Source organism: Gordonibacter sp., from assembly GCF_036667095.1.
GTDB lineage: Bacteria > Actinomycetota > Coriobacteriia > Coriobacteriales > Eggerthellaceae > Gordonibacter.
On the sequence record NZ_JAVWUP010000021.1, the window covers coordinates 25,769 to 30,113 of the forward strand.

5 protein-coding genes are annotated in these 4,345 nt (G+C 59.2%); 4 read left to right on the plus strand and 1 reads right to left on the minus strand.

Annotated features, from left to right (window positions below):
- From RR842_RS03915 to RR842_RS03930, 4 genes are all read left to right on the plus strand, one after another.
- On the plus strand, positions 1-382 hold a 382-nt coding region (locus tag RR842_RS03915), incomplete at its 5' end, for an ROK family protein (protein ID WP_332729024.1).
- A gap of 201 nt (positions 383-583) precedes the next feature.
- Positions 584-1,396: an ABC transporter substrate-binding protein gene (locus RR842_RS03920; protein WP_332512846.1), complete on the plus strand. Its 813-nt coding sequence runs from the start codon at positions 584-586 to the stop codon at positions 1,394-1,396.
- Between the two features lie 27 nt (positions 1,397-1,423).
- On the plus strand, positions 1,424-2,854 hold the full coding sequence (locus RR842_RS03925; protein ID WP_332553289.1) for an amino acid ABC transporter permease: 1,431 nt from the start codon (positions 1,424-1,426) through the stop codon (positions 2,852-2,854).
- A 12-nt stretch (positions 2,855-2,866) separates the two neighbouring features.
- Positions 2,867-3,691, plus strand: a complete 825-nt coding sequence (locus RR842_RS03930; protein ID WP_332522259.1) for an amino acid ABC transporter ATP-binding protein — start codon at positions 2,867-2,869, stop codon at positions 3,689-3,691.
- A gap of 471 nt (positions 3,692-4,162) precedes the next feature.
- On the opposite strand, the gene RR842_RS03935 is transcribed toward RR842_RS03930, so the two are convergent.
- Positions 4,163-4,345: hypothetical protein (locus RR842_RS03935; protein WP_332729025.1), on the minus strand; the 183-nt coding region annotated here is incomplete at its 5' end.

Below are 4,345 nucleotides of genomic sequence, written 5' to 3' on the forward strand. Positions count from 1 at the left end.
GCAGGTGCAGCCTGTAGACGACATGCAGGCGCAAGCGGAGGCGCGGCGGGTGTTTCCTGATGCACGTTCGGTGCTCGATGCGGCCGACCGGCACGATCCGGTGGCTCAGGAGGCGCTCGACCGCCTGTCCGATGCGCTCGGGTTCGGATTGGCCCAGATGGCTTGCCTCGTCGATCCGGACCTGTTCGTGCTAGGCGGTGGTCTTTCGGAGCGTGCCGATCTGTTCCTCGATGCCGTAGGAGCCCGTTATCGGGCCTACGCCTTGCCTGTTTGCCGCGATACGCCGGTCGTAGCGTCGTCGCTTGGCAACGAATGCGGCATCTACGGGGCCGCGTACCGCGCATTCGAGACGCTGCACGAAGGAGAAGGTCCCTCCGGCTAGCACTCTATCACTTTACTGTGATAAACCGCACACAGCCCCAAAAGGGCCGCTCGCAGCACAAGGAGGTAACGAAAAGAGGGCCTTCTATCCGATATCTCATTGATAAAGGGGCCTTTGCGCTTTATAGTAGTGCGACTGCGTCATTCATTTTGGCACCGTGATCGCACCAGGCGCGGCGCAGGGGAAAGGGAGAGGATACCAATGAAGATGAAGAAATGGGCCGTACTGATTGCGGCCGGGGCGCTCGTAGCGTCCCTTGCTTTGTTCGGCTGCTCGTCGGGCGGAGGTTCGGGCAGCGGCTCCAAGGATGGCGGCAACGCCACGGATGCGGGCTACGCGCTTATCAACGATGGTAAGTTGACGGTGGCAGCATCGCTGGACTTCCCGCCGTTCGAGAACCTGAACGGCAATAAGCCCGAGGGCTTCGCCGTCGACCTCATGGGCCTTTTGGCCGAGGAGATGGGGTTGGAGGCGAACTACCTGCCCTCCACGAAGTTCGACACCATCGTGCCGCTCATCCAGACAGGCGGCAAGGCCGACATCGGTGTGTCGTCGTTCACGGTAACCGACGAGCGCTTGGCCCAGATCGACTTCACCGACACCTACTGCGATGTGAACCAGAGCATCACGGTGTTGAAGGATTCGGGTATTACCGATGTGAAGCAGCTCGAGGGCAAGAAGGTGGGCGCTCAGACCGGTACGACTGGCTACGAGTGGGCTGCCGAGAACATCAAGGACGTCGAGGTTGTGGGTTTCGATGAGATGACAGCGGTATTCGCTGCTCTGCAATCTGGCCAGATCGACGCTGTTGCCGTTGACCTGCCGGTGGCGAACTACTACGTGAAGTCCGCTTACACCGACTGCCAGGTTATCAAGGAGATCCCCACAGGCGAGCAGTACGCCGTCGTGGTGAGCAAGGAGAACCCGGAGCTCACGAAGGCCCTAAACACGGCATTGAAGGCTGTGAAGGAAAACGGCAAGTACGCCGAACTGGAAGCAAAGTGGCTCCAGTAACCCTGCTAAGGCTGTAAGGACGAACCGATGCAAACCGCAACCGCATTCGCACGGAAGCACTTTGCCGGCATCGCAGCGCTTATGGTCGTTGCGATGCTGGCGGCATCGTTCGTCTTGCCGGTCCAAGCGCACGCCCTCGAAGTGGAGCGTTGGACCGCCAAGTCGAACACCAGTGGCGAGACGAAGATCATGGGAGAGACGCCTACCCGGGTTACCTGGCAGGGCCAGTCCGCCGAAAACGAGTCGCTCACGGAAGTGTCCGTCGACCTTCCTGCTGGCTCGTCCATCGAGGCCGAGAACGTGAAAACCACGGTAATGAGCGGCCTCGACCGCCTCGAGATCGCCTCCCAAACCGCCATCGAGGGAGCCAAGGTGACGGTGTCGTTCCCTGAGCCGACACCGGCCGGCTCGCTTGTCATGATCGAGTTCAATCGCACGCTGCTGCCCGCCGCAGGCGGTACCTTTGGTATGACGGGCAGTTACACCACGGTCGATGGACAGGTGCACGACCTGGCTACCACCGACCAGACGTTCGACGTGGTGGGCACCTCGCCCACCGAGCAGCTTTCGGTGTGGCTGGGCCAGCAGGACTGGGTGAAGGCGTGGAACTCCAACAAGTTCCTGCACCTGTTCTTCGATCCCACCATCATCGTTACCTCCATCCCCACGGTGTTCGCGGGCTGGCTTATCTCTATCGGACTGGTCATCCTCAGCTTTCCGTTGGCCATACCGCTGGGTTTGGTCTGGGCGTTTCTGCGCATGGCGAAAAGCCGTATCCTGCGGGCCATCGGTGCCACCTACATCAACATCGTGCGCGGCACGCCGCTGTTCCTGCAGCTCTACATCGTGTTCTTCGGCTTGCCGCTCATGGGCATTACCATGGACAACTTCCTGCTGGCCGCCATCGTGCTGGTAGTGAACTCCAGCGCGTACTTGGCCGAGATATTCCGGGCGGGCATCCAATCCATCAGCAAAGGCCAGTTCGAGGCTGCGCGCTCGCTGGGAATGAACAGCATCCAGACCATGTTCTTCGTTATCATCCCCCAGACGGTAAAGCGCGTGATTCCTACCATGACGAGCGAGTTCATCCTCATGTACAAGGATACGTCGCTCATGGCCGCTGTGGGCGTGATGGAGCTGATGATGTACGCGAAGACCATCACGGCCGCTACGGGCAACGTGACGCCTTACATCGTGGCTGCGGGCTACTACCTCATCGTCACCATTCCGCTGACCAAGCTCATCAACACCATGGAGTTGCGCATGGCGGGCGGGCGCCGCAAGCGCAAGAAGCAGGCGCACCCTGCGCCTGAAGCCGAGCTGGTGCCCGGCTCCGATGCAGCCGTGGCACGCAACATCCGCATGTCCGAGACATTTGCCGGCCCGGCATCGCAGGTGGATTACGACGAGTGCGCGTACTCCCCGACGAACCGCAACAGTAACCATATGAGCCACTAAGGAGGTGCGGAAATGACCGATCAGAGTTTTGAGAGTGCAGGCGACGCAATCGCCGATGCGGCATTGCAGGACGCGCCCGCAACTCCTCCGGTGCATGAGGTATCCGACGAGGTCGTCGTGCGCATCGAGGACCTGCATAAGGCCTTTGGCGACAACGAGGTGCTGCGCGGGGTCGATTTGAACGTATGCCGAGGCGAAGTGGTGGTTATCCTAGGGCCGTCCGGCTCGGGCAAGTCGACGCTGCTGCGCTGCGTGAACCTGTTGGAAAAGCCTACCAGCGGCCATATCTTCTTCGAGGATACCGAGATCACGGGGAAGAAGACCGACATCAACAAGGTGCGCGCCCAATTGGGCATGGTGTTTCAGAACTTCAATCTGTTCCCGCATCTTTCCGCCAAGGGCAATGTCATGCTGGCCCAGCAGAAAGTGTTGCACCGCAATAAGGCCGAGGCGGAGCGCATCGCTATAGAGCAGTTGGGAAAGGTGGGCCTGGGCGATCGCGTGGACTACCGCCCTGCCGAGCTCTCTGGCGGCCAGCAGCAGCGGGTGGCCATTGCCCGCGCGCTGGCCATGAACCCGCACGTCATGCTGTTCGACGAGGCGACGAGCGCGCTCGATCCCGAGCTGGTGCGCGACGTGCTGGCCGTTATGCGGGAGCTTGCCCGCGGCGGCATGACCATGATCGTGGTGACCCACGAGATGGGCTTCGCCCGCGAGGTGGCCGACCATGTCATCTTCATGGACGGCGGCCATATCGTCGAGCAGGGAAGCCCCGAAGAGGTGTTCGACCATCCGAAGTCCGACCGGACGAAGGACTTCCTGGGGCATATCTCGTAGGACTTCCTAGGGCATATCTCGCAAGAACCCAGGGTGCCGGATTTCCGGCATCCTGCTTTTGGTGGTACGCCCGCGGGGTCCTCTGATAAAGAGACCCTCCTACGGGCATGCCGTCCCGTGCAAGAGCTCCCCCCGCCCCTCGTTCCCCGAGGATTGTGTTTTTTGCCGAAGCGCTTGGGAGGCTTGCGAAGCAGCTTGTGCAAAGAAGGGATTTCGTGCAGCGGGATTTGCGGTCCCCCGTCGTGCATGAGGTTACGATTTCATTCCGTTTTATGCACGAGTTTGGAAACTATCGACGAGAATATCCAATATGGTCATCAATGTATGCATAATCCGAACGGGAGTATTGCATAATTTTTTGTGCAGCTGATCAAGATGTAATAAAATATTGCACAAATCATTCGTAAATAAATCTTGCAGGTGAACAAAAAAGGTGATATAACTTCATCAACGGCAAATCTGGTAAACATGTCACGGTTGGAACTTCGGAGTACCATGAAGCATGTTCAGTCTCCGAAGCGCTTCTTCAGTTGCGGCAAGCAGGCCAGTACGCTGCTCGTATGTAGTGCGCCACCAATGGCAGCACGGAAGCTGCCAAAGAAAGGAGACTGTCATGGCGAAGATAGTCAGCTCTTGGAACGACTGGGATCCGTT

Coding starts and splice junctions, on each gene's coding strand:
- RR842_RS03920 (WP_332512846.1), top strand. CDS start 584: ATGAAGATGAAGAAATGGGCCGTACTGATTGCGGCCGGGGCGCTCGTA.
- RR842_RS03925 (WP_332553289.1), top strand. CDS start 1,424: ATGCAAACCGCAACCGCATTCGCACGGAAGCACTTTGCCGGCATCGCA.
- RR842_RS03930 (WP_332522259.1), top strand. CDS start 2,867: ATGACCGATCAGAGTTTTGAGAGTGCAGGCGACGCAATCGCCGATGCG.